We start from the raw sequence: 22,435 nt of genomic DNA on the forward strand, positions 1-22,435 counted from the left end.
CAGGGAGGATATCATGCTCGACAAGCGCTCCGGCTCGCGCCTTGCCAACCTTTGGGACGATGCTAAAGCCAAGGGGCTGAGCGAGCCTGAGCTTCTGGTCTATCGCTCCAACACGCTCGGCTCCGACAAGCGTGTCACCAATTATGGCGGCGGCAACACCTCGTCCAAGATCCGGCAGAAGGACCCGCTCTCCGGCGCCGAAGTCGAAGTGCTATGGGTCAAGGGCTCGGGCGGCGACAGCGCCTCGATCAAGCTGGACGGTTTCGCCACGCTTTACATGGACAAACTGCAGGCGCTGAAAGGCCTTTATCGCGGCGTCGCGCATGAGGACGAGATGGTGGGCTATCTTCCCCACTGCACCTTCAATCTCAACCCGCGCGCGGCCTCGATCGACACGCCGCTGCACGCCTATGTGCCGAAGCCGTTCGTCGATCACATGCATCCCGATGCCATTATCGCGATTGCCGCGGCCAAGGATTCCAAGGCGTTGACCAAGGAGATATTCGGTGACGCCATCGGCTGGCTGCCGTGGAAGCGGCCGGGCTTCGAACTTGGCCTCTGGCTGGAGAAATTCTGCGTCGAACACCCCGAAGCCAAGGGCGTCATCCTCGAAAGCCACGGCTTGTTCACCTGGGGCGACACACCCAAGGAGTGCTATGAGACGACGATCTCGGTCATCAACCAGGCGATCGAATGGTTCGAGCGCCGCTCCGAGGGTCTCGCCATCTTCGGCGGCGAAGTCGTCAAGTCGCTAGACGCCGCTGAGCGCCGCGCCATCGCGGCGAGACTGATGCCGAGGATCCGCGGCCTGATTTCGGAGAAGAGCCACAAGCTCGGCCATTTCGACGATTCCGCCACTGTGCTCGAATTCGTCAACTCCAGGGATTTGCGCCCGCTGGCGGCACTCGGTACCTCATGCCCGGATCATTTCCTGCGCACAAAAATCCGCCCGCTGGTTATCGAGTTCGACCCAGCGAAGCCCGACGTCGAAGCCGTGATTGCGCGCCTCGCCGACGATGTTGCTGAGTACCGTGTCGGCTACCAGGCCTATTACGACAGCTGCAAGCATCCGGACTCGCCCCCGATCCGTGACCCCAACGCCGTGGTCTACCTGATGCCCGGCGTCGGCATGTTCACCTTCGCCGGCGACAAGGCCACCGCCCGCATCTCTGGCGAATTCTACGTCAACGCCATCAATGTCATGCGCGGGGCCTCGACCGTTTCGTCCTATGTCGGCCTGCCGGCGCAGGAGGCCTTCGACATCGAATACTGGCTGCTCGAGGATTTGAAGCTGCAGCGCATGCCGAAGCCGAAGTCGCTCGCCGGCCAAATCGCGCTGGTCACCGGCGGCGCCGGCGGCATCGGCCGCGCCACCGCCAATCGCCTGCTGCGCGAAGGCGCCTGCGTCGTGCTGGCCGATATCGACGAGACCGCACTTGCCAACGCCAACGACGAACTGGCGAAAGCCTATGGCAAGGACTTCGTCCGGCCGGTGCTGATCAACGTCACCGCGGAGGAGCAGGTGATTTCCGGCTTCGCCCAGACAGCCGTCGAGTTCGGCGGCATTGATATTCTCGTCTCCAACGCAGGCCTCGCCTCCTCGGCGCCGATCGAGGAGACAACGCTGGCGCTGTGGAACAAGAACATGGACATATTGTCGACCGGCTATTTCCTGGTCTCGCGCGAAGCCTTCCGGCTGTTTCGCGCCCAGAAGATCGGCGGCAATGTCGTCTTCGTCGCCTCCAAGAACGGCCTTGCCGCGTCACCCAACGCCGCCGCCTATTGCACCGCCAAGGCCGCCGAAATCCATCTCGCTCGCTGCCTGGCGCTGGAAGGCGCCGAAGCCCAGATCCGGGTCAATGTCGTCAATCCGGACGCCGTGCTGCGCGGCTCGAAAATCTGGACCGGCGAGTGGAAGGAACAGCGCGCCGCCGCCTACAAGATGTCGACCGACGATCTGGAAGAACACTACCGCTCGCGCTCGATGCTGAAGCGCTCGGTGTTTCCGGAAGACATTGCCGAAGCGATTTATTTCCTGGCGTCCGACATGTCGGCCAAATCCACCGGCAACATCATCAACGTCGACGCCGGCAACGCGCAGAGCTTTACGCGCTAGGCTTTTTCTCGTCCAAGGCAGGGCAATCGCATATGACATTGTCTGAAATGTTTGCCCGGCACCTACCCCCACCCTTAATCCCTCCCCACAGGGGGGAGGGAGACCCGCTGGCGCTGACCTCTGCAAATTATCGAGGTCTGGATGCAAGGGCGGAAATACCAAGGGCGCGCGGCAGCGTCCCCTCCCCCTTGTGGGGAGGGCTAGGGTGGGGGTCCTCCTCGTAAGAATTTTTATGCAATAGCCCTGCCGTCTACGGGGAGAAATGCCTGGCAGGCGGGGCAGCGCCGATGCAGCAAATATTGGGAGGAATAGCAGTGTCGGAATTCATCATCTCCGCTGACGTTGTCGAAAAGAGCAACGCCGCCCGCAAACCCGACCTCGAACGCGACTACGCCTCGCTCGGGGAACGCCTCGACCGTCGCGGCATCGCCATCGACGCCATCCGCGGCAAGGTCGAGAAATTCGCCGTCGCCATTCCGTCCTGGGGCGTCGGCACCGGCGGCACACGCTTTGCCCGCTTTCCCGGCGCCGGCGAGCCGCGCGACATTTTCGACAAGATCGAGGACTGCGCCGTCATCAGCCAACTGACGCAGGCGACACCGACCGTCTCGTTGCACATCCCGTGGGACAAGGCCGATCCGAACCGGCTGAAGCAGGCCGCCTCGCGCTTCGGCCTCGGCTTCGACGCCATGAATTCCAACACCTTCTCGGATGCCAGGGACCAAAAACTGTCCTACAAGTTCGGGTCGCTGTCGCATGCCGATGCCGGCACGCGCCGGCAGGCAGTCGAGCACAATCTGGAATGCATCGAGATCGGCAAGACGCTTGGTTCCAAAGCGCTGACGGTGTGGATCGGCGACGGCTCGAATTTCCCCGGCCAAGTCAATTTCGCCAAAGTCTTCGAGCGCTATCTCGACGCGATGAAGGAGATCTATGCCGGACTGCCCGCCGACTGGAAGCTGTTCACCGAACACAAAATGTACGAGCCGGCCTTCTATTCGACGGTCGTGCAGGACTGGGGCACTAACTACCTCATATCCAAGGAGCTGGGCAACAAGGCCTACTGCCTGGTCGACCTGGGCCACCATGCGCCCAACGTCAACATCGAGATGATCGTGTCGCGGCTGATCCAGTTCAAGAAGCTCGGCGGCTTCCATTTCAACGATTCGAAGTATGGCGACGACGATCTCGATGCCGGCTCGATCGATCCCTATCGGCTGTTCCTGGTCTTCAACGAACTGGTTGATGCCGAGCTTTCCGGCGCCGAGGGTTTCGATCCCGCCCACATGCTCGACCAGAGCCACAACGTCACCGACCCGATCGAAAGCCTGATGCTGTCGGCAGTCGAGGTGCAGCGCGCCTATGCGCAGGCGCTGCTGGTCAACCGCAAGGCGCTCGAGGGTTTCCAAGACGGCAATGATGCGCTGATGGCGACGCAGACGCTAAAAGCTGCCTACCGCACCGATGTCGAGCCGATCCTTGCCATGGCGCGGCTGAACACAGGCGGCGCCATCGATCCAGTCGCCGCATATCGCGCGGCGGGCTACCGGGCGAAGGTCGCGGCGGAACGGCCGGCGGTTATGGGCGGGTCAGGCGGGATTGTTTGAGATTGGCTAATCTCCACCACAGGGGGGAGATTAGCTTGCCTCTGCCGGCAGGCGAACACCAATATGTGTTCGCTCATATTGATGATGGACTCGGGCGCTCCATGTAGCTCTTCTAGGCACACCGCACTTGGAGCACCGCCATGCCCTTGACCCGCCGGACGCTGATTGGCGTCACCCTTTCGCTCGCAATTGCGCTCGCGCCATCCGGCGCGCTCCATGCCGCCTCGCCTCAACCGGCGAAGGGCGAGCACGGCATGGTCGTCACCGCCCAGCATCTGGCGTCGGAAGCCGGCGTCGAGGTGCTGAAGAAGGGCGGCAATGCCGTCGATGCGGCGGTCGCCGTCGGCTATGCGCTCGCCGTCGTCTACCCTAATGCCGGCAATATCGGCGGTGGCGGGTTCATGACCATCCGCTTCAAGGACGGCAAATCGACCTTCCTCGATTTCCGCGAGCGCGCGCCGCTGGCGGCAACCAAGACCATGTATCTCGACAAGGACGGCAATCCGGTGAAGGGCGCCAGCCTTGATGGCTACCTCGCGGTCGGCGTACCTGGTTCCGTGGCAGGGTTCGAGATGGCTCGTGAAAAATATGGCACGCTGCCACGCCAGGATTTGATGGCGCCGGCAATTGCCTATGCCAAGGATGGCTTCATCCTCGACCAGGGCGACGCTGCTTCATTCGCAAGCAATGCCGCACGGCTGGCGAAGGACCCTGCCGCCGCCGCCATCTTCCTGAAGCCGGACGGCAAACCCTATGGCGCCGGCGAGCGTCTCCTCCAGCCCGATCTTGCAGCCTCGCTCGCCGCCATCTCCGAAAAAGGCGCCGAAGCCTTCTACAAAGGCGCCATCGCCGGCGCCATCGTCAAGGCGAGCGGCGCCAGGGGCGGCATTCTGGCCAAGGCAGACTTCGAGCAATATAAGGTACGCGAGCTGCAACCGGTGAGCTGCACCTATCGCGGTTACGAGATCGTCTCTTCGCCCCCGCCAAGCTCGGGCGGCGTCATCATCTGCGAAATCCTCAACGTGCTGGAGGGCTACCCGCTGTCCTATCTTGGCGCCGGCTCGGCCGAGACGGTGCACGTCACGGTCGAGGCGATGCGCTACGCCTATGTGGACCGCAACTCGGCGCTCGGCGATCCCGATTTCGTCGACAATCCGGTCTCGAAACTGCTCGACAAGGGTTACGCCAAGGAGATCCGCGACAAGATCGACCCGTTCCGCGCCGGCGTCTCGCAGGATTTGATGCCGAAGGGCTTCGGCGAGTCGAAGGAAACGACGCACTATTCGATCATCGACGATGACGGCAATGCGGTCGCGATCACCTATACGCTGAACGGCTCGTTCGGCGCCGGCGTGGTCGCGGACGGCACCGGCATCCTGCTCAACAACGAGATGGATGATTTCACCCAGAAGCCTGGCGTGCCCAACCTCTACGGTCTCGTGCAGGGAGAGGCCAATGCCATCCAGCCGAAGAAGACGCCGCTGTCATCGATGAGCCCGACCATCGTCGCCAAGGACGGCAAGCCGTTCATGGTTATCGGCAGCCCCGGCGGCTCGCGCATCATCACCATCACGCTGGAAGCCATCGTCAACGTCATCGACCACGGCATGAACATCCAGGAGGCGATCGACGCATCGCGCATCCACCATCAATGGCTGCCCGACACGATCTATGTCGAACCCTTCGGCCTGTCGCCCGACACTGAAAAACTGCTGGCCGGCATGGGCTACCACCTCGATCTCGCGGATTCTACCTGGGGTCAGGCGGCCGGCATTCTTGTCGGGGGCAAGAGCCTGGCGGAAATCGAGAAGGGCGGCGGCGCCCGCTACAACGGCGCCATCGACAGCCGCGCCGCATCCGGCGAGGCGATTGGCTACTGATCAAAACAAGAGATTGATCAGAGGACGAGCGTAAGCGTCGACCCGACGAGCATCAGCGCCGCGATCGCGACGAACGCCGCGTAGATGCGGGGACGGTCGAGGAGCAGCGCATTGCCCGATATCCAGGCCGCGGTTGCGCCGCCAAGCGCAAACAGGAAGCCGTTCCGGTGACCAAAGGTCATGGAAGCGGCCATCAGCCCGCCAATGATCAGCGCGCCGAAGACGATGATCACGGCAACGGCGTATTTCTCGAAGTCGTTGCCGCCGCCCATGGCCGGGCCGATCGCGTTCAAATTCGTCAGATCGTCCGGATCGAACGGGTTGGTCGATCCATATTCATCTTGACCGACAGGTTCTCGCATCATTCATTCTCCGCTGACCGGCAACAAATCATCAACATCTGCCGAGCGCAACCGGATCGCGCCGTGCCGAAGGCCGCCGATGCGGTCTTCAACACTTTCTGATGCCGACTTGCCACGGTTTTTTTGCGCCGGTTCACAAAATCTACCCTGCTTTCGGGTCCACACGCCTGAATACCTGGAAAATGAATTACCTGGAAAAATCGCTGCGCACGATGCCGTGCCGCTGCAGCTTGTCGTAGAAGGTCTTGCGCGGAATGCCGAGCGCTTCAATCGTGCGCCGGACATCGCCGTAATTGCGGCCAAGTGCCTCGCGGATGACATCGGCCTCATAGCGTTCCAGCCGTTCCGGCAATGAACTGGCGTCATCCGGCTCCGCCGATGCGGAAGGTGGCGCTTGCGCCGCTTCCTCCAGTCCAAGCACGAAACGCTCGGCGAAATGCGCGAGTTCACGCACATTGCCCGGCCAGTCGTGCTGGCTCAGATGGCGATGCACTGAGGCAGGCACGGCTGGCATTTGCCGGCGGAAGCGGGCGGCTGCACGCTCTGCGAAGTAGAAGAAGAGCAGGGCGACGTCGTCGCGGCGTTCGCGCAGCGGCGGGATCGAGATCGTCACCACATTAAGCCGGTAGTAGAGATCCTCGCGGAAGGCGCCGCGCCGGCTGGCATCGCCGAGATCGACCTTGGCGGCGGCGACGACGCGCAGGTCGACCGGCCGGATTTCATTGGTGCCGAGCGGCGTCACCTCGCGCATTTCCAGCACCCGCAGCATCTGCACCTGGGTCGAGGCCGGCATGCTTTCGATCTCGTCGAGAAACAGCGTGCCGCCGCTCGAATGCTCGATGCGGCCGATGCGCTTCTTCTGTGCGCCGGTGAACGCGCCGGCCTCATGGCCGAACAGTTCGCTTTCGATCACCGTATCCGGCAGCGTGCCGCAATTCAGCGCCACGAAATTGCCCTTGGCGCGGCGGCTCCAGCGGTGCAGCAGGCTCGCCACCACCTCCTTGCCGGAGCCGGTCTCGCCAGTCACCAGCACGTCGACATCGGTGTCGGCGATCTGCCGCAGCGTGCGGCGCAGCCGCTCCATCGCCGGCGTCTGGCCGATCAGCGGCAGGCCGTCCTGCGCCTGTTCGGCGCTTTCGCGCAGCGCGCGGTTCTCCATCACCAGCCGGCGTTTTTCCGCCGCCCGCGCCACACTTTGCGCCAGCCGGTCGGCGGCGAACGGCTTGGTGATGAAGTCGTAGGCGCCATCCTTGATCGCCTTGACCGCAACCGCGATGTCGCCATGTCCGGTGACCAGGATTACCGGAATGTCGGCATCAAGCTGCAAGACGCGGTCGAAGAGCTGCAGGCCGTCAATGCCGGGCATGCGGATGTCGGACACCACCACGCCGGGAAAATTGGCGTCGAGCCCGGCCAGCGCCTCGTTCGCCACCGCAAAGGCCGAGACGGAAAAACCAGCGAGTTCCAGCGTCTGCCGCGTGGCCCTCCGCAATTCGCTATCGTCGTCGATCAATACGACCGGTGCGGTGTCCATCATGCTGCCCTGGCGAGGTGAATGGTAAAGCGCGTGCCGGCCTGGTCGCTCGCCACCTCGATGCGTCCGCCATAGTCGGCGACGATGTCCTGCGAGATGACGAGGCCGAGCCCGAGGCCTTTTTCCTTCAAGGTGTTGAACGGCGTGAACAATGACTTGAGGATGGCAGGCGAAATGCCCGGCCCATTGTCGGCGACGGCAAGCGCCACGCCGTCGGCCGTCTCCTGGGCCGACACCTGCACCCTGGCGCCGTCGCGCCCGTCCAGCGCTTCCAGCGCATTCTGGAACAGGTTGATCAGCACCTGTTCGAGCCGCAGCCGGTTGCCCATCACCTTGAGCGTTACCGGCGGAAGCGTGATATCGAGTGCGTCCAGCCGACCGGCAAAGCGGCTTCTGAGCAGCACCACGGCGCCCTCGATGACGCCGCGCAATTCGACCGGTTCGGCTGCCGTGCGCCCCTTGCGGGCAAAGACCTTCAACTCTTCGGTGATGCCGCCGATGCGCTCGGTCAGCGCGGCAATCGCGCCAAGGTTCTCCTCGGCCGAGGCGGTCTGCTTGCGCTCCAGGAACACACGCGCATTGTCGGCATAGGCGCGGATCGTCGCCACCGGCTGGTTGATCTCATGCGCGACCCCGGCGGCAACCTGGCCGAGGGTAGCAAGACGGTTGGCCTGCACCAATTCCTGCTGCATGACCTGCAGCTTGGCTTCGGTGCTGCGGTGATCGGTGATCTCGGCCTGCAGCCGGTCGCGCGCCAGGCTGAGGTCATGCGTACGCTCGACGACGCGGCGCTCAAGCTCGATGCGCGCTGCCTGTTCGGCAGCGATGCGCATCTGCGCCGACTGACGGCGCCACAGGAGATAGCCGGCCAGCGCCAGCAACGGCACCACGACGCCCAGCGCCAGCAGCCGCATCTCACGCACCGCAGCCGCGATCGGCGCTTCGACCGGCACGAGATAATCGAGCCGCCATGGCGTCGATTGGACCAGTGTCGAAAGCCTGAGATATTCGGCATCGCTGCCGCCCGGTGTTATCGCATGCACCATCGACACGTCAGGGCTCAATGCCTCGGGGCGTGTGATCGGCAAGGGGATCAGCGGCGCGTTGCCGAATTGCTGGCTGCTCCGGATGGCGGCAGCCACCGGGCCGGTCAGCGGCGCGGTGGTCATGAAGCGCCAGGACGGCACGCTGGTGATCAGCACGACGCCGTGGTCGTCGCTGACATAGGCCGGCCGGTTGGCCTCATGCCAGTCGGCTTCAAGCTGGTCGAATTCCATCTTAACGACGACGACGCCGAGCGGTGCCGCCGCATTGCCGACGCGACGCGAAATATAGAGGCCCGGGCGCTTGCTGATGTTGCCCAGCGCAAAATATTCGGCCGTTCTCGATTGCATGGCGCCGGAGAAATAGGCGCGGAAACCGTAGTCGTTGCCGACGAAGCTGGTTGTTTCGCGCCAGTTGCTGGAGGCGATCGCAAACCCGTCGACGCCGGTGACGTAAAGCACCGAAGCCTTGGTGCCGGAGACCAGCCCTTCGAGCTTGCGGTTGAGCACGTCGATCGTGACAGCGCCCTTGTTCTGCAGGGCGTCATGCACCTGCTGGTCCTCGGACAAGAGCAGCGGCAGCGCCCGCGGGCTTTCCAGCACGGCGCGCAGCAACGCAACCTTCAGATTGGCATCGGTGCGGCCTTGCGCCGCCAGTGCCGCGACCTCGGCGCGGCGCGAGTAGAGGCCGGCGCCGGTGAGCGCCGTGGCAACGATCACCAGCGCGATCGCCGCAAACAGCAGCCAGGCGCGACGCGCGCGTTTGCCGAGTTGCTCGGGCGTCGGCGACAGGACCGCGGCAGGGCGTTGCAGCATTCCCTATTTGTGCATGATTTCGCACAAAGCACAATTCAGTCATGCGGATGTCCGCACTTGCGGTTGCGGCGCACCAGCTCGGTCGACAAAGATCTCCAACAAAATCAATGGATACGGTAATGCCGCTCAGTCTGGCACGGCAGTTGCAGTGACCAGTACAGCAGTCGCGAGGCTGCGGAAACAACTTGCCCCGGGAGGTCGAGCTTTCGATCGGGGCGCCATGGAGGACGTCATGCAGCCAGCATTCGCTGCCGCCGAACCGCGCGGCAAGCTACCCTTTTACCGTCATCTCTACGTGCAGGTCCTGACGGCGATCGCCGCCGGCATCCTGCTCGGTCATTTCTATCCCGAACTCGGTGCTTCGCTGAAGCCGCTCGGCGATGCCTTCATCAAGCTGGTCAAGATGGTGATCGCGCCGGTCATCTTCCTGACGGTGACCACAGGCATTGCCGGCGTCTCCGACCTGAAAAAGGTTGGCCGCGTCGCCGGCAAGGCGATGATCTATTTCCTGGTCTTTTCGACCCTGGCGCTGGTCGTCGGCATGGTCGTCTCCAACGTCGTCCAACCGGGCGCCGGCATGCACATCAATGCGGCGACGCTCGACCCCTCGAAGGTCGCCACCTTCACCGAGAAGGCGCATGACACGACCATCGTCGGCTTCCTGCTCAACATCATCCCCGACACCATCACCGGCGCCTTCGCGCAAGGCGACATCCTGCAGGTGCTGTTCTTCTCGGTGCTGTTCGGCATCTCTCTCGCTCTGGTCGGCGAGCGCGGCCGCCCGGTCGTCGATTTCCTGCAGGCGCTGACCTCGCCTATCTTCCGCCTGGTCGCCATCCTGATGAAGGCCGCCCCCATCGGCGCCTTCGGCGCCATGGCCTTCACCGTCGGCAAATACGGCATCGGCGCGATTGCCAACCTCGCCTTTCTGATCGGCACCTTCTACCTGACGTCGCTGCTCTTCGTGCTGGTCGTGCTCGGCGCTGTCGCTTGGTACAACGGCTTCTCGATCCTCGCCTTGATCCGCTACATCAAGGAAGAGCTGCTGCTGGTGCTCGGCACCTCGTCCTCGGAAGCCGCTCTTCCCGGCCTGATGGCCAAGATGGAGCGCGCCGGCTGCAACCGCTCGGTGGTCGGCCTGGTCATCCCGACCGGCTATTCCTTCAACCTCGACGGCACCAACATCTACATGACGCTGGCGGCGCTGTTCATCGCCCAGGCGACCGATACGCCGCTCACCTATGGCGACCAGATTCTGCTGCTGCTGGTTGCCATGCTGAGCTCCAAGGGTGCCGCCGGCATCACCGGCGCCGGCTTTATCACGCTGGCCGCCACGCTCTCTGTCGTGCCTACGGTACCCGTTGCCGGCATGGCGCTGATCCTAGGGGTCGACCGCTTCATGTCGGAATGCCGGGCGCTGACCAACTTCGTCGGCAATGCAGTGGCGACGATCGTTGTGGCGCGCTGGGAAGGCGAACTCGACCAGACCAAGTTCGCCGCCGCCATGGCCGGCACATTGTCCGAGGAAGCCGACCTGGCGCTGTCGGGCGATCTGCAGCCCGCTTGACCGCTCCGGGCACTGACGTTTGAGCACAAGGCCGCAGCCGATTCGGTTGCGGCCTTTCCTTTTCCGCCTGCACGTGGCTGGCGCTGGCCGGGCCCTCCCGGGTAGGGTGCGGACGTAAAACCGAAAGGCCGGCGCATGAGCAATCCGTACCCCGAAATCTACCTCGTCCGTCACGGCGAGACGGAGTGGAGCGCTTCGGGAAAACACACCGGCCGCACCGACATACCGTTGACGGCAAAGGGCGAGGCGGCAGCTCGCGGCGTGGCAGACCGGCTCAAGGATCTGTCCTTCCAGGCGGTGTGGTCGAGCCCGTCGCAGCGCGCCTTCAGCACCTGCACGCTTGCCGGCTTCGGCGCTGCTGCCGTCAAGAAGGACGACCTGCAGGAATGGGACTATGGCGCCTATGAGGGCGTTAAGACCAAGGAGATTGTTGTGCAGCGCCCCGGCTGGCAATTGTTCCGTGACGGCTGTCCCGACGGCGAGTCGGTAGCGGATGTTGGCGCCAGGGCCGACAGGATCATCGCCGGGCTGCGGGCAATCGAGGGCAATGTGCTGGTGTTTTCAAGCTCGCATTTCCTGCGCGTGCTGGCCGCGCGCTGGCTCGGTCTGCCACCCGAAGGCGGTGCGCACTTCGTACTTGATACCGCGAGCCTCAGCATCCTCGGCTATGAGCACGATCTGAGCGAGCCGGTGATACGCAGGTGGAACCAGAAGTAGGGTTTCGCGGCAAGCCTGCCTCTTAACGCGCGAGCACCGCCAATTCCTCCGATGTCAGATGCCGCGCCTTGCCCTTGGCGAGTTCGCCGAGCTGCAAACCGCCGATCGCCACCCGAACCAGCCTCAGCACCTCGATATCGAATGCCCCGAGCAGGCGGCGGATCTGGCGGTTGCGGCCCTCGTCGAGCACGATTTCCAGCCAGGCAGTGCGGCCGCCGCTGCGCAGCAGTTCGATCGAACTTGCGGTCAGCAGTTCGCCGTCGACGATCGCTCCGTCGCGAAAGCGCGCCAGCATCGCTTCGTCGGGCGCGGTGCCGATCTGGACATGATAGGTCTTGGCGACATGCGAGGCCGGATCGAGCAGGCGGTTGGCCCAGCGCGTGTCGTTGGTCATCAGCAACAGGCCTTCGCTGGCCTTGTCGAGGCGGCCGACCGGCGACACGAAAGGCAACTCCAGTTCCACCAGGCAGTCATAGACGGTGCCACGATCCTGCGGGTCATCGCGCGTGGTGACCTGTCCGCGCGGCTTATTGATCATCAGGTAGACTTTTGCCTCGCCGACGATCTGCTCGCCGTCGACAGCGATGCGGTCGCGGCCGAGATCGACACGCAGCGACGGATCGCGCACCACCTTGCCGCCAACCCGCACGCGCCCTTCGGCTATCAGCAGCTCGGCCTGCTTGCGCGAACACAGGCCGAGTTTGGAAAGCGCCCGGTTCAGGCTAACGCCTGCCTTGGCGGCCTGGTGTCGGGCGATGTCTGGTGGCCGTGCCATGTCCTGCTTGCCATCCCAATGATCGGCATCGACAAATGCCACGCCCCGCATTGGCTTCGCAACCTGCCGCGGCATCAACATCACGGGTCGCGGGAGCGGGGCTGTTCTCAAATACGATGTGTCAGGGGGTCGGGCTCAACAGCCCGCCATGGAACGCTGCCCCGCGACGGACGTTGTTGCCGACGAGCGATTTGTCGCGAAAGGCACCGCCATGAAGAAAATCTACCAAAAGCCGACGCTCGTGAAGCGAGGCAGGCTCACCAGCCTGACGGCTCAGATCGTCGCTTCTGGGGTCATTCTGGGGGAATGATCCCCCAGATAAGGGAAGGGATAAATCGATGAGCGAGCGCGGCGTTGATTTCCTGCAGGGCTGGATCCACGAGCACCTGCCGGGCGAACTGCCTGCCGACAAGGCAACGGCTCGAACCCTAACCACGCGAGCTGCCCTGGATGCTCGGCATTTAGGCCTTGAGGTCAGCGAGATCGAAGAGGATCTCGGTCCGCTGGAACGGGTGATTTTCGAGGCGCTGGATCAGCCCGATATCTGAGCCCCCGATATGAGCCCATTGCAGGCGATATTGGCCCATCGCCATCCTGGCGGGGGCTTTTCCGTGATGGCATCCGTGGGTGCGCAGCCCTAGGCAGCCCGCGCAGCTGACGCTCCCCGTGCCGGCGGCAATTCGAACACAGTGGCGCCGTTCTCTCGGCCGCGTTCGACATAACCGATGACACGGAACCATTTGCCGACGTCGGCCCGCTGCAGCCAGCTGCGCGAGTGGATGGGAAGGTTGCCGGCCAGCGCCTGAATGTGGCGGATGTGGCGCCTGCAGAAGCGGACCGTCGCGGCGCTGAAGAAACCCTCCTGCGCGGCAAACAGCGTGTCGGCGGCGTCGCTGTTCTCGTGCCAGGCGACGATCGCCACCGTCTTGTCGCCCTCGACCAGCGCGTGCGCTCGGCCTTCCTTCAAATTCATCATCAGATTGTCGTAGGCGACCTTGCTGTCCTTGCCGGCGGCCACATACTCGTCCGACATCCGCGTGGACAGATCACGGAAGACACTTTCGAGATCGCCGATCGTAGCTGCGCGTGCTCGCATTTCTCCTCCTGCAGCCCCGGCAGGCAGTTTGCCCTAGGTGGAGGGGATCACCAAGCAAAGCGAATCCGCCATTTGGCCGATGGGCGCAAAGTGATTTCATTGGGCGGGTTTATTGCGTTGGCAAATCGCTCCCGTGGAACCGAACTTGCCTCCCCCGAATTGACTCGCGATCGCGTTCGGGAGGGGAAGCATGCAAGATCAGCATTTCGATGAGCCGGTTCGCGTGGCGCTTGGCAGGTCCAGAAACACGATCTACAAGGTGGAGCGTGTCGCGCAGGCCGCTGACATCCTCATGAACCGATGGCCCGTGAAGACAGGCGGCTATCACGTCGCCGCCCGTAAAGCCTGCCTTGGCGTTCTGGAAGGCCTTCAAGAGGCGCGCTATGCCCGCGCCGCCTTCGTCAACGCGGCGATCGAGCCCGATATACTGCTCGAGCGCGACCGCGAGGGTTGAGCGGTCCATCGCCTCTTTGTTTGGCGTGAGGTAAACTGGCAGACCGGTCGGGAGCCTTCCATGTGCAACGACTATGAGCAGCATATTCTCTGGGCTGAATATTGCCGGATGCTGGAGTCGCTGGCACTCGAGATCCCGACCCATCAGACCGAACTTGAACTGCCGCGGGTTGATGACATCCATATCAACGATCCAGCCCCGATCATGCGCGCCGCCGGCGACACTGGCGTTGTTGAACTGACGTCGATGACGTTTGGATTTCCGCCGGCCGGCCCGAAAGGCGGACCAGTGTTCAACTTCCGCTCCGAAGGCCGGCAATTCGCCGGCAGCAAACGCTGCCTCGTGCCGGCATCCGCCTTCTTCGAGTTCACGGGCACGAAGTATCCGAAGGCAAAGCATCGCTTCACGCTCAACGGCTCGCCGTTCATGGCCATCGCAGGGCTTTGGCGTGAAGCTGCCGGCAACAAGCCGCCAACCTTCACCATGCTGACAACCGAGCCTGGACCGGATATTGCGCCCTATCACAGTCGGCAGGTCGTGGTGCTTCGGCCCGGCGATTGGGCGGCTTGGCTCAGTCTGACCAAGCCGGAAGCCGAACTGCTGCAGCCGCTTCCAGCCGGCTCGCTGCGCGTGGAGACCGTGCGCCCCGAAAGTTCATAACTCGGTTGCGCAGGCTTGCCGGCACAGCCGGCAGGCCGAAATCAGGAATCCGTCGGTGCGGCGCCAGGAAGTCAAGCCCTTGATGTTCAGAGAAAACTGGTGCCCAGAGGCGGAATCCAAGTGGAGAAAATCCCGCTTTCGTTTCAGAGACTTATGCGAAGGTTGGCCGCATCTGCTACCAACAGAAATACCAACAAAATATTTCTGTGGATTGGTTCGGTTCCTGATATTTCTCTCAATGCCTCGCACCTGCACCTTGTCTTTTCCGGTTCGGTCTAGATCCTTCTTGGTTATTTATCATCATGCGGGGGGGTCAAGTGAAGACCACGGCTGGCCAAGACGACTCAATGAAAACGATGGCCGCCTGCGACCCTAATGCGCCCTGGTATCGGCCGTTCGTTCACGCAGCTTAAGCCTGGAAGCTTCCGTTCCCTGACCAGCGGACGTAGCCGGGCGAGCTTATTAGCGCCGCAGCGGTATCACTTAACCGGTGTTATCAACGGAGCCGGGCGCCTGTGTACGGCATAAGTCAGGATCGCGTGGTGGTTGCAGAAGCATTCGATCGCGAACTCGTGTCGGACTCCGTTCGCGTCCGTCAACACGACGGTTCCGTCGAAAATCGGACCTCTCCTAGCCCGGCCGGCACTGGCCCTGAGAAAGTTCCAACAGAATTCCTGAGTGATCCCCGGAAACCGCGTCCTGAACGCGGGTGAGCGGATGAAGTATCGCACGTCCTTGCCGCCGGGGTCGCGGCCGATATCGTCGTGGTGCGGATGGGCGCTGACCATCCCGAATGCCGGCGTTTCGCCATCCCGCCCCTCGACCGTGCGCCATAACGTGGTGGTTATCGTATTGCCGTAGCGCTTGGCCAGATTCTGGATGGACTTGAAGGTAATCTCGACGTCGCGAGCCTCGCACGCGAAACGGTCCTGAAGGAACAGCAAGCGTGCGGCGGCGAAATTAGCCTCCGCCTCCACATTGGCATGGCAGTTCGGATCGAGCGTGTACTGATCGTCGCCGAACAGGAAATCCTTGTGCCAGGGAATGAAACTATGCCCAACCTCATGGGCCTCGATCCATCGTTTCTTCGCGTCGGGAACCTGTTGGTCGATCAGGATGCGATTGCCGTCGGGTATCCATAAGGCGGAGAGGTTGGCCTTCTTGATCACGTCGATCAGAATGGTCGGACGGGCGATAACCTGCTTGCCCGCCACCTTCATCCTATGCGCGACTTCCTGCAGGAGCGTCGGATTGGACAAGCTATAGTACTTGAGGTCTAGCGCGAGCAACTGCCGGACCTCCGGGAGACGGAGGGGCGGTTCGGGATTGCCGAGTTCGCGGAGAATCCTGTCAACGAGTCCTCGGATGTCGTCCGCCTCATATGCTCCGACCGTCCCCTCCATCATCGGTTCATTTCTGCCCCAGCACCAGAAACTTGACGAAACTGTCCAAGACCTGTTGCTCGTGCTTACTGAGCTTGGACAAATCATCGGACTTAGCCGCGAACTTCTGGGCCTCTTCCTGCAGGACCTCGTCTCTAGTAACAGTAGCGCCAGAGAGCTTCATCAGCGCTCGTGGCGGCATCCTAAAAAACTCGGCCAACTGGTGAACGGTCCTCGGCCTGGGTTTGTAGTTGGGGTCCCGTTCGATCAACCTGATCTCGGCGGCCTCCACCCGCGCCTTTGCGCCCAAGGTTTCAACCGACAATTGGTCGCGTCGTCTCAACTGGCGTATGAAGACCCCGAAGGCGTGCTTCATTTCGACCACGTTGCCCGCGTCCGACACAAGTTCGGACGGCAGGAACATCCCTATATTGTCGATGGCTTCCAACGGCCATCCCGCGTCATGGTCCGTATCCGGATCGGACTCGATCTTTCGCCGGAGCCAGTCGCGTGAGATAAGCATCTCCATCATCTGCTCCTTCTGTTTAAGTGAGGAAGGCGCGCGCTTGTGCTTCGGTCATCTCAAAGTAGCGCATGCGCGTGTCGTCGATTTCCAGGTCGGTCATTCCAACCACATCTCGATACCAAGCTTCGGCCTGTGGCAAGGCGTGCAGGCCTACCCGTCCCCTGAATTCCTCTTGAACACTCAAGCTGATCGCGGCAACCATCATGATGCGCCCCACGCCCTTGAAACGAGGGGACGCATCGAAACGCGGTCTGTTCCAAGGCGCGGTAGCTAGCAGGTCCACCGTGACCAGCGGCTTGCCGCGTTGCGAGGGTTCTTTGGCAAAACCTGCAGTCGTCACGAGCATCAGGCCCTGTGTGGCACCTTCCGCCACGATCGCGAACGACTGCCGGTCAAGCCGGTTTGACGCCATGTCGACTTTCTCGGACCATCGCCAATGAGCGTCCTGGATGTCGTTATCGCCGAGGAATTGCAGGTTGTATTGGCCGGCGGCTTTCAGTTCCGCAATCCTGGCTTCCATGAGCGGGCGCCACGAGCCGTCTATATCGGCGACATTGCCGGCATCCGCGGGGCTGAGGAGATGGGATTCCGTGAACTTGCCGGTCCGACGGTCTAACAGGTCGTAGGTACCGATGAGGCTACCCGACATGGCTTCAGTTCAGCATCATGAGCTCGGCCTTTTCCTTGGTGAAAGGGTGTTCGAAGAATACCTTCTCGCCGCGTTCTATTCTGTCCGTGATGGATTGGTAGAGCCTGAGGGCCTGTCGGACTAGGGCGGTCTTGGACAAACCTTTTTCATCGGCGAGGCGATCGACCAGATCCATCTCCTGCGAACTCAAATTCAGCGTCATCGTACGTTTTTCAACCATAGGGTCCTCCTTGACGGTCGCGCGTTCATATCATTATCCACGAGGCTAGTCAACAATTAATAGCTACACATCACGTATTGACTAGCTAAGAAATAGCTACTATTTGATGTGATATCGAGACGCAGGAGAAACCAAATGAACGACAGCGATCCCATTCGCAGCATCCATATCGCCGGCACCGACCTGGTGTTCCGCGCGGTTCCCGTAAATGACCAGCCCCCCTCAGGGGACCAGATCGCCCTCGCCGCGGGGTTTTCGTCCGACGATTACAGCTATGTCCTGCAGATGCGGGACAACGGCGAACTTGAGGACGTCCGCAGCCGCGAATCCGTGCCCTTGTCCGACGGACAGCGGTTTATCGTCGCCCTGAGCGACCGATCCTACCGGCTTGCCTTCGCCGGCGGCCCCCTGGATTGGCCCGCGCGCTTCATCACGGCCGGAACCTTGCGCAAGCTGAAGGGCGTGGCTGCCGACAAGAGCATCTATCTGGAAAAGACGGACGAGCCCGACTTTCCCCTCGATGAAGACGACGTCATCGACCTGGATGAAGATGGCGTCGAAAGCTTCAAGGCGGGCAAGCTTGCGGGGCCAAAGAAGCAGACGGTGCGCGTCAAGCACCTGGGTGAACTGGAAACGGTGCGCTTCAAGGTCGAGTCCGGTACTACTCTGCAGTCGATCTGGGACCGGGCCTACGAGGAGCTCGACGTCATGCGCAACGAGCGTGACGTGTTCCAGGCCGAGACGGACGTCGGGACAGTGAGCCTGATGGACCACCTCGGCCTTCCTCTCGAGACGGCCCAGCAGGAAGGTTTGTGCGACAAGAAGTTCGAGATCGCGGCCAGGACCGGGGGGGCCTGAAATGGCATCGCATGGCGTCCGGCCCACCATTGACCTGCAGGCAGGCACGCAAGTGCTAGGCCAGCACTTGCCGCGGGTGCTGTCCTTCAGGGGCCAGACGATAGAAGAGCTCGGCTGGAGCCGGCCATCGGACCGGACGCTGCTTGTCCCCATGCGCGGCACTTTCGGCGGAAATACCGAAGAGTATCTTCTCCGGCTCGATTTTCTTGCCGGTTCGGACTGGCCGCCCAGCGCCAGGTTCGTCAATCCGGCGACCCTTGACTACGCCGGCCTAGCCGAACAGCACCATCTGCCCCAACTGACCTCGCCGGAGGTCCACGTCCATCCGGCTTACCAGAACCCCAGCGGGCAAAAGATCCAGCTCGTGTGCTGTTCCGCTGTGTTCGAATACTACGACGTCAATCACGGCGGCGAAGACACCACCCTCTGGCGCACGGGCGATACCTTTAATCATACGTTGGTGGCGATCGAACGTGCTTTCCGCAACCACTATTCGGGAAGATTCGATCGTCATGCAGGATGAATACCTATTGTGGCGCGACCCGGCACCCGGGCCCTATGTGCCGATCGGATCCGTCCTTCGCTTACCTCCGACTGCGATTTCGGCGACAAGCGAACTGCTTCAGCGCGCAGGCCGCCGGGAATCGTGTGTTTTCTGGTACGGCGAGCGGGACGGCGATACCGCCCTTGTGCGATCGGTCCGGGCGCCCACGCAGCGATCTATGCCCGGAAACTATCATGTGGAGCCGGATGCGATCAGCGAAATGGTGCGCGATCTGCCCGAAGGGTGGAAGCCCTTGGCTCAGATTCACAGCCATCCCGGCATGGGCACGGAACACTCGCGATATGATGACCGCATGATTTCGAGCCGCCGGATTCTTTCGCTCGTATTCCCGATATACGGCGTCCCGGCCGCGCCCTGGCCGCAAGGCATCGGCGTGCACGAGTGGCAGAACGATTATTGGCACATGCTATCCCCAGGGCAGGTCCATGGCCGCCTTGAGGTGATCGCCGCACCGGCAGTGGACAGAAGGGATTTCCGATGAGTGGCTTGGCATTGGGGGATCGTCATTCCCGACCGTTGGATGGTTTGGGGGACGTCGCGTCGCCTAAAACGATCCTCATTCGTGCCGGCGACGTATCAGGGGCAGTCAATCGCCAACACCTTCTGGTCTGTCTCGTCAATCTACTGGCTAGGCTGCATGGCTTGGTCGGTTCGATCCGGGTCGCGGTAAAAGGCGAGATGACGGTCGTCACGCCGAACGGGGCCGGTCCGGCAAATGCCTTCCAGGCCGTCGAGAACCTCGCGTCCTGGGCCAACGGCGGGCGGATACCGGTGCTTCCACCCGATGGCGTGGAGGACTTGACCATAGATATGACCGGTCAGATGCGTGGAGGCGCGAGCATCTATGTTTGGGGAGAGGGGTGGAAAGCCTGGATCGGCTCCGCTCCGCGAGCCTTCGGTGGTTCTTTCGGCCGGCGCGATTGCCTCGGCCCATACCTGGCAGCGGCCTTGGCAGCAGGCGAGGTCTTCAAGCACGCCAAAGGCTTGAAGAAAGGACGCTTCGCCCGGGATGACGCGTATTCCCTGTGGTCGGGGGAATCCGGCCGCTGGGAAGTATTGGAAGACGGTCCAGCCGTATCGGACACGCGCTTGCCCCCTTTGTATGTCGTCGGGGCAGGCGCCGTCGGTCAGGGGATCATCCAGGTGTTGGGCGCCAGCGAATTGGCAAGCTCATTCCTCGTTACCATCGATCACGACCGCCACGACCTCGAGGGCACCAATCTTAACCGGTGCTTTTTGGCCGGCCTCGACGATCTCGACCGACCTAAGGTCGAGGCCGTGGAGCGATACAGGACCTTCAGCGGACTGGGGGGCTTGGAACATTCCGGAACGCTTCGGGATTACATCCTCTCGAGCCGGTCAGGCCTGCATCCGAAGCTCGATCTGGCGGAAGCGCGGGACTCGTACGAACTCGTGGTATCGGCCGTGGACATCAATACGTCCCGTCAGGACATCCAGGGTCTGTGCCCCCGCGTCGTCGTGGGCGGAAGTACAGACGGCTTAAGGGCTCAAGCGGTGATATACGGCCTCGTCGAACAAGCCGAATGCCTGGGCTGTTGGAACGTGCCTGACGACGGAAGGGCCAAGGCCGCTGCCCGGGAAGCGGCCCTACGGGCAATGTCGCCGGAAGAACGACGGAAGGAATTGGCCGGACAGGTCGAAAACCTTGATGCAGCCTTGTCCTATCTCGCTTCTGCCGAGCCCAGATGCGGACAGTTGGGAGAAAGCGATGTCAAGAGCTTCGTAGACCGGATGCCTCCGGAGTTTTCGGCTTCGTTCGTGTCCATGGCGGCCGCCACGATGGCCGCAGCCAGCCTATTTCGAGTTACATCGGGATTGTCTTCAGATGTGAACTTGCAACCCAAGACAATTCTCCAGTTCAAGAACTTGTCGATGGCTAAAACGGTGACTGCGCGACGGAGCGGTTGCGCGCATTGCTGTGTTGTCCGTGAGGCCGGTTCTCCGGCGAAACTCGGCTAGTACTTGGCCGCGGTCGATAACTCGGTCCCCTTGGACACTACCGAAACATTTGGGCCCTGATACGCCACCACCCGGGCAGGCACGCCACCCCAGAGTCGCGTCGGTACCCTCATCGCTGAACAGACAACTGACCTTCTGGACCTTTGGTACCGCAAGGTGAAGCGACACAGAGGGCGCTGCACTTGTTCAACGCTATCCATTCTTCGGCGGCTTCCAAGGCAAGGGTTGCCAAAAGTAGACGGTCGGCTCCCGGCCCCCCTCCTGAACGTTTGTGCTCTGGCCAATAGCGGCCTGAGGAGAAACGATATGGGACATTCGCAGTATGACCTCGCCGGACAAGGCCGTCCCGGTAGTGTGCTGAGAGTTCTGCAAATTCGCGGTAGTGTGCTGAGAGTTCTGCAAATTCGCTGAGAGAGGGCGGTCATGGCAGGCTGGTGATGTTCAACGTCACCGATTCCCTGGAAGGAACGCCACCATGACCAAGACAGAAGGTAAATCGACCAGCGCTGCCGTCAAAGACATTCTGCTTTCGAACCCGGAGGGGCTGCACGAAGTGATCCGTGCGGTAATGCAGGAGGTTCTCGAGGCCGAGATGGAGGAGGCGCTGGGTGCTTCGAAGGGCGAACGCACGCCTGAGCGCCTTGGGTATCGCTCGGGTTACTACGGCCGCACCCTGGTCACCCGGGTGGGCAAGCTTGAGCTGCGGGTTCCACAGGACCGGGCGGGTCACTTCTCCACCGAGCTGTTCGAGCGCTACCAGCGTTCGGAGCGGGCCTGAAGGCGTTTGCCGAACGACCGCTTCAGGAGCCATTCCCCTACCTCATTCTCGATGCCCGCTACGAGAAAGTGCGCGAAGCCGGCATCGTGATGAGCCAGGCGGTGCTGATCGCGGTCGGCATCGACTGGGACGGGCGCCGGCAGATCCTGGCCGTGGAGATGGCCAATCGCGAGAGCCGCTCGGCCTGGAAGGACTTCCTCGTCGGCTTGAAACGACGCGGTCTCAAGGGCGTCGAACTGGCCGTGTCCGACGACCATGCCGGCCTGGTCGCGGCGATCGGCGAGGTGATCCCGGAAGCAGCATGGCAGCGCTGCTACGTCCACTTCCTCAGGAACGCGCTCGATCACCTGCCCAGGAAGCACGGCGACGATTGTCTGCAGGAACTGCGCTGGCTCTACGACCGGCGCGATCTCGCCGAGGCCAAGGCCGATCTCGCCGCGTGGCTGTCCAAATGGTCCGCCCGCTACCCGCGGCTGACCACCTGGGCGGAAGAAGCCATAGAACAGACGCTGACTTTCTTCCGGCTGCCGCGTCAGCATCACAAGCACCTCAAGTCCACCAACATGCTTGAACGGCTCAACGAGGAAATCCGCCGGCGCACCTATGTCGTGCGCATCTTCCCGAACGCCGAAAGCTGCCTGCGCCTGGTCAGGGCGCTGGCCGCCGAAACCAACGAAAACTGGATGGAGGCCAACCGCTATATCAACATGGATGATCTGCGCGAGCACAAGAAGCTCGCTCTGCGCCAAGCCGCATGACCAGTTTCATGATCGCCCATTTTGCAGAACTTGACGCACACAACCAAATTCGCTGAGAGGGGGCGGTCATGGCAGGCTGGTGATTGTTCACT

At 62.2% G+C, this 22,435-nt stretch carries 22 protein-coding genes and 1 pseudogene; 14 read left to right on the forward strand and 9 right to left on the reverse strand.

Going from position 1 to position 22,435, the window contains the following annotated elements; all coding sequences use genetic code 11:
* Positions 1-13: 13 nt before the first annotated feature.
* From AC3EML_RS08155 to ggt, 3 genes are all read left to right on the forward strand, one after another.
* On the forward strand, positions 14-2,116 hold the full coding sequence (locus AC3EML_RS08155) for a bifunctional rhamnulose-1-phosphate aldolase/short-chain dehydrogenase (protein WP_352521682.1): 2,103 nt from the start codon (positions 14-16) through the stop codon (positions 2,114-2,116).
* Positions 2,117-2,403: 287 nt separating this feature from the next.
* Complete coding sequence (rhaI, locus tag AC3EML_RS08160) at positions 2,404-3,723, forward strand: L-rhamnose catabolism isomerase (protein WP_352521683.1); 1,320 nt, start codon at positions 2,404-2,406, stop codon at positions 3,721-3,723.
* A gap of 140 nt (positions 3,724-3,863) precedes the next feature.
* Entirely contained in the window at positions 3,864-5,603 is a 1,740-nt protein-coding gene (gene ggt, locus AC3EML_RS08165) for a gamma-glutamyltransferase (RefSeq protein WP_023703413.1), read from the forward strand.
* Between the two features lie 17 nt (positions 5,604-5,620).
* Here the strand turns inward: ggt and AC3EML_RS08170 are convergent, their stop codons facing one another.
* The 3 genes from AC3EML_RS08170 to AC3EML_RS08180 all read right to left on the reverse strand — a co-directional run bounded on the left by AC3EML_RS08170 (position 5,621) and on the right by AC3EML_RS08180 (position 9,358).
* Positions 5,621-5,968, reverse strand: a complete 348-nt coding sequence (locus tag AC3EML_RS08170) for a hypothetical protein (RefSeq protein ID WP_032891259.1) — start codon at positions 5,966-5,968, stop codon at positions 5,621-5,623.
* Positions 5,969-6,152: 184 nt separating this feature from the next.
* Positions 6,153-7,502, reverse strand: coding sequence for a sigma-54-dependent transcriptional regulator (locus AC3EML_RS08175; RefSeq protein ID WP_023746706.1), 1,350 nt, complete (start codon positions 7,500-7,502; stop codon positions 6,153-6,155).
* Entirely contained in the window at positions 7,499-9,358 is a 1,860-nt protein-coding gene (locus tag AC3EML_RS08180; protein WP_352521684.1) for a sensor histidine kinase, read from the reverse strand. Before AC3EML_RS08180 ends, AC3EML_RS08175 begins: the two co-directional genes overlap by 4 nt.
* Before the next feature lie 232 nt (positions 9,359-9,590).
* On the opposite strand from AC3EML_RS08180, the gene AC3EML_RS08185 reads away from it, so the two are divergent.
* The gene (locus AC3EML_RS08185) at positions 9,591-10,925 is read left to right on the forward strand and encodes a dicarboxylate/amino acid:cation symporter (protein ID WP_023669669.1); all 1,335 of its coding nucleotides are present in this window, start codon (positions 9,591-9,593) and stop codon (positions 10,923-10,925) included.
* 135 nt (positions 10,926-11,060) lie between these two features.
* The gene (locus AC3EML_RS08190) at positions 11,061-11,642 is read left to right on the forward strand and encodes a histidine phosphatase family protein (RefSeq protein WP_023669670.1); all 582 of its coding nucleotides are present in this window, start codon (positions 11,061-11,063) and stop codon (positions 11,640-11,642) included.
* A 22-nt stretch (positions 11,643-11,664) separates the two neighbouring features.
* Here the strand turns inward: AC3EML_RS08190 and AC3EML_RS08195 are convergent, their stop codons facing one another.
* Positions 11,665-12,417: a pseudouridine synthase gene (locus tag AC3EML_RS08195; protein ID WP_023669671.1), complete on the reverse strand. Its 753-nt coding sequence runs from the start codon at positions 12,415-12,417 to the stop codon at positions 11,665-11,667.
* A 148-nt stretch (positions 12,418-12,565) separates the two neighbouring features.
* Here AC3EML_RS08195 and AC3EML_RS08200 point away from each other — a divergent pair, with 148 nt between their 5' ends.
* Together AC3EML_RS08200 and AC3EML_RS08205 are read left to right on the forward strand one after the other, a co-directional pair.
* Positions 12,566-12,727, forward strand: a complete 162-nt coding sequence (locus AC3EML_RS08200) for a hypothetical protein (protein WP_023669672.1) — start codon at positions 12,566-12,568, stop codon at positions 12,725-12,727.
* Between the two features lie 28 nt (positions 12,728-12,755).
* Positions 12,756-12,965 (forward strand): DUF768 domain-containing protein, encoded by a 210-nt coding sequence (locus AC3EML_RS08205; protein ID WP_023669673.1) that lies wholly within the window; start codon positions 12,756-12,758, stop codon positions 12,963-12,965.
* An 89-nt stretch (positions 12,966-13,054) separates the two neighbouring features.
* Here the strand turns inward: AC3EML_RS08205 and AC3EML_RS08210 are convergent, their stop codons facing one another.
* Complete coding sequence (locus tag AC3EML_RS08210; protein ID WP_023669674.1) at positions 13,055-13,513, reverse strand: hypothetical protein; 459 nt, start codon at positions 13,511-13,513, stop codon at positions 13,055-13,057.
* 190 nt (positions 13,514-13,703) lie between these two features.
* Here AC3EML_RS08210 and AC3EML_RS08215 point away from each other — a divergent pair, with 190 nt between their 5' ends.
* On the forward strand, positions 13,704-13,967 hold the full coding sequence (locus AC3EML_RS08215; RefSeq protein WP_023834292.1) for a DUF982 domain-containing protein: 264 nt from the start codon (positions 13,704-13,706) through the stop codon (positions 13,965-13,967).
* A 60-nt stretch (positions 13,968-14,027) separates the two neighbouring features.
* Positions 14,028-14,627, forward strand: coding sequence for an SOS response-associated peptidase (locus AC3EML_RS08220; RefSeq protein ID WP_023834291.1), 600 nt, complete (start codon positions 14,028-14,030; stop codon positions 14,625-14,627).
* A gap of 479 nt (positions 14,628-15,106) precedes the next feature.
* On the opposite strand, the gene AC3EML_RS08225 is transcribed toward AC3EML_RS08220, so the two are convergent.
* The 4 genes from AC3EML_RS08225 to AC3EML_RS08240 all read right to left on the reverse strand — a co-directional run bounded on the left by AC3EML_RS08225 (position 15,107) and on the right by AC3EML_RS08240 (position 17,404).
* The gene (locus AC3EML_RS08225) at positions 15,107-15,916 is read right to left on the reverse strand and encodes an ImmA/IrrE family metallo-endopeptidase (protein ID WP_488505184.1); all 810 of its coding nucleotides are present in this window, start codon (positions 15,914-15,916) and stop codon (positions 15,107-15,109) included.
* A gap of 121 nt (positions 15,917-16,037) precedes the next feature.
* Positions 16,038-16,541: a helix-turn-helix domain-containing protein gene (locus AC3EML_RS08230; protein WP_023686069.1), complete on the reverse strand. Its 504-nt coding sequence runs from the start codon at positions 16,539-16,541 to the stop codon at positions 16,038-16,040.
* Between the two features lie 13 nt (positions 16,542-16,554).
* On the reverse strand, positions 16,555-17,184 hold the full coding sequence (locus AC3EML_RS08235; RefSeq protein ID WP_023808456.1) for a hypothetical protein: 630 nt from the start codon (positions 17,182-17,184) through the stop codon (positions 16,555-16,557).
* Positions 17,185-17,188: 4 nt separating this feature from the next.
* On the reverse strand, positions 17,189-17,404 hold the full coding sequence (locus AC3EML_RS08240) for a ribbon-helix-helix protein, CopG family (RefSeq protein ID WP_352521686.1): 216 nt from the start codon (positions 17,402-17,404) through the stop codon (positions 17,189-17,191).
* A gap of 135 nt (positions 17,405-17,539) precedes the next feature.
* Here AC3EML_RS08240 and AC3EML_RS08245 point away from each other — a divergent pair, with 135 nt between their 5' ends.
* From AC3EML_RS08245 to AC3EML_RS08265, 5 genes and pseudogenes are all read left to right on the forward strand, one after another.
* Complete coding sequence (locus AC3EML_RS08245; RefSeq protein WP_352521687.1) at positions 17,540-18,262, forward strand: multiubiquitin domain-containing protein; 723 nt, start codon at positions 17,540-17,542, stop codon at positions 18,260-18,262.
* 1 nt (position 18,263) lies between these two features.
* Positions 18,264-18,785, forward strand: a complete 522-nt coding sequence (locus AC3EML_RS08250; RefSeq protein WP_023731941.1) for a hypothetical protein — start codon at positions 18,264-18,266, stop codon at positions 18,783-18,785.
* Positions 18,736-19,308, forward strand: coding sequence for a Mov34/MPN/PAD-1 family protein (locus AC3EML_RS08255; protein ID WP_155927479.1), 573 nt, complete (start codon positions 18,736-18,738; stop codon positions 19,306-19,308). The genes AC3EML_RS08250 and AC3EML_RS08255 overlap by 50 nt, the downstream gene beginning before the upstream one ends.
* Positions 19,305-20,807, forward strand: coding sequence for a ThiF family adenylyltransferase (locus AC3EML_RS08260; protein WP_023731939.1), 1,503 nt, complete (start codon positions 19,305-19,307; stop codon positions 20,805-20,807). The genes AC3EML_RS08255 and AC3EML_RS08260 overlap by 4 nt, the downstream gene beginning before the upstream one ends.
* Positions 20,808-21,282: 475 nt before the next feature.
* A pseudogene (locus AC3EML_RS08265) lies at positions 21,283-22,343 on the forward strand (IS256 family transposase).
* Positions 22,344-22,435: the final 92 nt, after the last annotated feature.

Source organism: Mesorhizobium sp. P170090, assembly GCF_057786115.1.